Source organism: Achromobacter sp. 2789STDY5608615, from assembly GCF_001298995.1.
Taxonomy (GTDB): Bacteria; Pseudomonadota; Gammaproteobacteria; order Burkholderiales; family Burkholderiaceae_B; genus Achromobacter; species Achromobacter insuavis.
Genome location: NZ_CYTY01000083.1, coordinates 1 through 5,301, shown reverse-complemented (window position 1 = coordinate 5,301; position 5,301 = coordinate 1). Strand labels below are relative to the sequence as shown.

The following is a 5,301-nucleotide window of genomic DNA, read 5'->3' as shown; positions in this document are numbered from 1 at the left end:
CCCCCCCCGCGGCCACCGCCGGCAACCCCGCCCCCCATCCGCATCGGACCCGCGGCGCCGACCCCCGGTCCCGAACTGGCGGACGATGGCCCGGCCGCCCTCACCCCCAGCGGCGTCCTGCGCCCCGAGGTGCGCAGCTTCGTCGAAAGCCTGGCCGCCGAGCGCAACCTGCCGCTCAAGCCGATGGTCTCCGCCCTCGAAAGCACGCGCTACAACGCCACGGTGGCGCGCCTGATCGCGCCGTCGCCCCCGGGCAAGAAAGTCTGGCGCAGCTGGCTGACCTACCGCTCGCGCTTCGTCGAGCCCAAGCGCATCGGCTGGGGCGTGGAGTTCTACAACGAGCATCGCGACCAGTTGAACCAGGCCGCGCAGCGCTTCGGCGTGCCGGCCCCGATCATCGCCTCGATCATCGGCGTTGAAACGCTGTATGGCCGCAACATGGGCAATTTCCGCGTGCTGGACGCGCTGACCACGCTGGCCTTCGACTATCCGGACCCGGCCAAGCCCGAGCGCGCCACCATGTTCCGCGGCCAGCTGGCCGACTTCCTGACGCTCGCCATGACCGGCAAGCTCGATCTCGAAACCCGCGGCTCCTATGCCGGCGCCATCGGCATGCCGCAGTTCATGCCCACCAGCATCAAGCACTACGCGGTGGACGGCGATGGCAGCGGCCATATCGACCTGACCAACAACACCCGCGACGCCATCATGTCGGTCGGCAGCTTCCTGTCGCAGCATGGCTGGCAACGCGGCCTGCCGGTGTTCGCGCCGGTGGCGCTGCCGGCCGACCCCACCGCGCTGGTGGACGGCGGCCTGGAACCCAAGCAGACCTGGGGCACGCTGACCGCGGCCGGCGCCCGGCTGCAGCCCGGCGCCTCGGCCACCGGCTGGGGCGCGCAGCCCATGGGCATCGTCGATCTGGTGGAAGAGGCCCGCGGCACTGCGCAATACCGCGTCGGCACGCCCAACTTCTTCGCGCTGACGAAGTACAACCGCAGCTACTTCTACGCCACCGCGGTGGCCGACCTGGCCAGCGAAATCGAGGCGCGCGTCGGCCGCTGAGGGGCCGGCGCCCGCGCCGCGCCGCTGCCCCTCAGACCGTGGCCACCGGCGTGGCGGGCGAGCCCACCGCGCCCGGCAGGTTCAGCGGCGGCGCGGTCAACAGGAAGCGGCTGCGGCCGTTGGCGGTCAGCCAGCGGGCCAGCGCGCCCAGGTACCACATCTCGCCGATCGGCAGGCCGAGCTTGAAGATGCAGTGGTGATGCAGCGGCAGCGCCGCGCAGCAGGCGTTGGGCTTCTGCGTCGGGTAGATTTCCAGCGCATGATTGTCCGACGCCATCGCGGCCACCTTGGAATCGGTGATCCATTGCAGCAGCTTCTCGTCGCTGCCATCCAGCCCGGCGCAGATCTCGTGCAGGGTGTGGTGATCCGGCTGGCGCTGCTTTTCCAGCAGCGCATCGCCGAATTCGGTGTGGAACAGCACGATGTCGCCCTGCTCGATCTCGATGCGGTCGGCCTCGATGATGCGCATCAGGTCGTCGTAGCCCACCGACTTCTGCTCGCAGCCATAATGCCGGGCCAGGTCGACCATGACGCCGCGGCTCTGCAGGCAGGATTCGGCCAGCTGGGTGATGTCCAGCTTCTTGGCGTGGGAAGCCCCGCCCTGGCCCAGATCGGTCTTGGCGAAACCATTGTCGACGTCATAGTCCACCGGGCCGACCACGTGTTCGTTGGGGCGGTAGCCGTTGTAGTAGACGCGTTCGGGCAGGCCGTCGCCGTTGGCGTCGAACAGCGCGCCCACGTGCGCCAGCGAGTCCCACTGGGTCGAGTACTGCAGGCTCATCTCGACGATGTCATCGCTCAGCACGTCGACGCAACCCGGGCGCAGGCGGCCCAGCGGGAAGTTCAGATACTGGTCGCCGTCACGCTCGGTCGGGCGCAGCTTGGGCGGATGGCGGCGCACGTTGACGCCGTTGCCGCCGGGGTAGTCCAGCGGCAGCGACAGACAGAAGCTCAAGCCCTCGCGGACTTCCTGGATTCCCTTCATCACGTTCGCGGGAGTGATGTAATTCAGGCAACCCCGTTGGTCATCAGGGCCGAAGTCTCCCCAGTTCGATCCCTCGGGACGGTTCTTCCATCTCATGTGGCGCGGCTCCTTGGCCATGAATTAAGAATTTGACACAAATTTATCACATATAGGATAATAACATCATGGATGTGAAAACAGCCGCACGAGTCCTGGATGTTCTGAACCTCTTCGCCGAGGCGCAGAAGCCATTGCTGTACAGCGAGATCGCCGCGCAGATGGAGATCCCGCTGTCCAGCTGCCATGGTCTGCTCAAGACCATGGTGGCGCGCGGCTATCTGTACGAGATCGGCAAAAAGCACGGCTACTACCCGACGCAGAAGCTGATCCACGTCGCCACCCTGATCTGCCGCAGCGACCCGCTGAACGCCGTGATCGAGCCGGTGCTGGCGCGGGTGCGCGACATCACCGGCGAGACCGCCCTGCTGGCCAAGCTGGCCGACGACAAGGTCGTGTACCTGATCGTCGCCGAGTCCAAGCAGACCATCCGCTTCTCGCACCAGCCCGGCGGATTCAAGGCGGTGCACGCCACCAGCTCGGGCAAGGCCCTGCTCTCGGTGCTGCCCGAGGACGAGCGCCAGAAATGGTTCAAGACCTATCCCGGCTTCGCCTCGTACACCGAAACCACCCTCACCAGCCAGGCCGCGTTCGACCGCGACCTGCAGGCCGGCATCCAGCGCGGCTGGCAACGCTCCCTCGGCGAAAACGTCGAGGACGTGATGTCCATCTCGCTCGGGTTCCGGGCCTATGAACAACCCTTCGCCATCGTGGTGGCCGGCCCCCCCCCTGGGGCGCATGCAGAAGAACGAAGCCACCACTGGCCAGCAACTGAAAGAGGTCAAGGCGCTGCTGTACGCGGCCCTACCCTCGGCCAACCTAACCTTTGTAGGAGAAGACAGCAGATGAACAAGCGCACTTTGCTCGCCGCGGCATGCTCGGCGATCGCCATCGGGGCCCTGCCGCTGGCTGGCGCACAGGCGCAGGACGCCTATCCCGACAAGCCGATCCGCGTGATCATGCCGTGGGCCGCGGGTGGCCCGACCGACGTGGTGGGCCGCGTGATCGCGGTGCGCATGGGTGAGATCCTGGGCCATCCCCTGGTGATCGAAAGCCGTCCCGGCGCCAGCGGCACCATCGGCGCCGCCCAGGTCGCGCGCGCGCCGGCCGATGGCTACACGGTGCTGATGAATCCGTCGGTGCAAGGCATCTACCCCGCCCAGTTCAAGAGCCTGACGTTCGACCCAATCAAGGACTTCCGCATGGTCGGCGTGCTGGGCACGGTGCCGATGGTGGCCGTGGTGCCGCCCGACTCCAAGTTCAAGACCTTCGGCGAACTGATCGCGCAGGCCAAGGCCCAGCCGGGTTCGCTCAGCTTTGCCTCGCCCGGCGTGGCCACGCTGCCGCACTTGGCCGGCGAGCTGATCAACACCACCACCAAGGCGTCCATCTCGCACGTCGGCTACCGTGGCAGCAGCCCGGCCCTGACCGACGTCGCCGGCGGCCACGTCGACCTGATGTACGCGCCGCTGGCGCCCGCCCTGCCCCTGATCCAGAGCGGCAAAGTGCGCCCGCTCGCCGTCACCACCAAGACCCGCCTGGCCGAGCTGCCCGACGTCCCGACCATCGCCGAGAACGGCCTGCCCGGTTTCGACATCGTCACCTGGTACGGCATGTGGGTGCCCAAGGACACGCCCGAACCCATCATCGCCAAGCTCAACAAGGCCATGATCGAGGCGTCGCAATCGCCCAAGGTGGTCGAGGCGCTGAAGTCGCAAGGCACCCTGCCCAGCACCATGAGCTACCAGGAAGCCGAAGCCTTCAACCTGGCCGAAAGCGCGCGCTGGATCAAGGTCATGAAGGACGCCAACATCCAGCCCGAATAAGGGCTGGCCGGCGCCGCACCGCCGGGCCCGCAACGCAAACGCCCCACGCCCCGGATGACATCCGGGACGTGGGGCGTTTTTCCTGGGCGCGGGACCCGCCCGCGCACGGCGTCAGTTGTTGAAGACGCCCGTGGACAGGTAGCGGTCGCCGCGATCGCAGACGATGAAGACGATGGTCGCGTCATTCACGCGCTCGGCCACGCGCAAAGCGGCCACCAGCGCGCCGGCGGACGAAATGCCGCCGAAGATGCCCTCTTCGGCGGCCAGGCGGCGCGCCATGGCCTCGGCCTCGGCCTGCTGGATGGACTCGTAGGCGTCCACGCGGCTGCGGTCGAAGATCTTGGGCAGGTAGGCTTCCGGCCATTTGCGGATGCCGGGAATCGACGAGCCCTCGGCCGGCTGCGCGCCCACCACCTGCACCGCCGGATTGCGCGACTTCAGGTAGGTGGACACGCCCATGATGGTGCCGGTCGTGCCCATGGCGCTGACGAAGTGCGTCACGCGGCCGTCGGTCTGGGTCCAGATTTCCGGGCCGGTGCCTTCGATGTGGGCGCGCGGGTTGTCCGGATTGGCGAACTGGTCCAGCACCACGCCGCGGCCATCGGCCTGCATTTCGGTGGCCAGGTCGCGGGCGTATTCCATGCCGCCCTTGTCGGCCGGCGTCAGGATCAGCTCGGCGCCGTAGGCCGTCATGGCGGCGCGGCGCTCCACCGACAGGTTGTCGGGCATGATCAGGATCATGCGGTAGCCGCGCATGGCGGCGGCCATGGCCAGCGCGATGCCGGTGTTGCCGCTGGTCGCCTCGATCAGCGTGTCGCCGGGCTTGATGTCGCCGCGCTCCTCGGCATGCTTGATCATGGAGAGCGCCGGACGGTCCTTCACCGAGCCGGCCGGATTGTTGCCTTCCAGCTTGGCCAGGATGACGTTGCCGCGCGCCGCCCCGGCGGCGCCGGGAATGCGCTGCAGGCGCACCAGCGGCGTGTTGCCGACGGTCTGCTCGATAGTGGGATAGGTAGTAGTCATGAAGCCGATGATAACCCCGCCCGGCGCGGCGTGCCGCCAAAGGCCGCGCTCGCGCCAGGGGTTCCGCGCCTGGCGGGCCCTGCAACGCCAGGCGCCGGGCAAGGCCGGCGTCCGCCCCGACCATGGCGACGGCGGACATGGCGACGCAGGGACGCCGTGGCGGCGCCGATCAGGGTCGCGATGCCGCCGCGGGCTTGCCCGTCTGGGCCGCGCCCGGCCTGGCCGCGCCACCCGCGGGGGCGGCCTTGGCGGCGCCCGCCCCCGGTGCGGACCGGACGGGCGCCGGGACCGCCGGTTTCGCGCCCGCGG

4 protein-coding genes are annotated in these 5,301 nt (G+C 68.5%); 2 read left to right on the top strand and 2 right to left on the bottom strand.

The genetic code is table 11. From position 1 onward, the window contains the following. The first annotated feature begins 36 nt into the window (after positions 1-36). Complete coding sequence (gene mltB / locus AOZ49_RS31300) at positions 37-1,062, top strand: lytic murein transglycosylase B (protein WP_231690499.1); 1,026 nt, start codon at positions 37-39, stop codon at positions 1,060-1,062. Positions 1,063-1,093: 31 nt separating this feature from the next. On the opposite strand, the gene AOZ49_RS31295 is transcribed toward mltB, so the two are convergent. Then, entirely contained in the window at positions 1,094-2,143 is a 1,050-nt protein-coding gene (locus AOZ49_RS31295) for a cyclase family protein (protein ID WP_054479799.1), read from the bottom strand. 68 nt (positions 2,144-2,211) lie between these two features. On the opposite strand from AOZ49_RS31295, the gene AOZ49_RS33790 reads away from it, so the two are divergent. Then, positions 2,212-3,969 (top strand): tripartite tricarboxylate transporter substrate-binding protein, encoded by a 1,758-nt coding sequence (locus tag AOZ49_RS33790; RefSeq protein ID WP_231690498.1) that lies wholly within the window; start codon positions 2,212-2,214, stop codon positions 3,967-3,969. A 111-nt stretch (positions 3,970-4,080) separates the two neighbouring features. Here AOZ49_RS33790 and cysM read toward each other — a convergent pair whose 3' ends face one another. Further along, complete coding sequence (gene cysM / locus AOZ49_RS31280) at positions 4,081-4,992, bottom strand: cysteine synthase CysM (RefSeq protein WP_054429480.1); 912 nt, start codon at positions 4,990-4,992, stop codon at positions 4,081-4,083. Between the last annotated feature and the right edge of the window lie 309 nt (positions 4,993-5,301).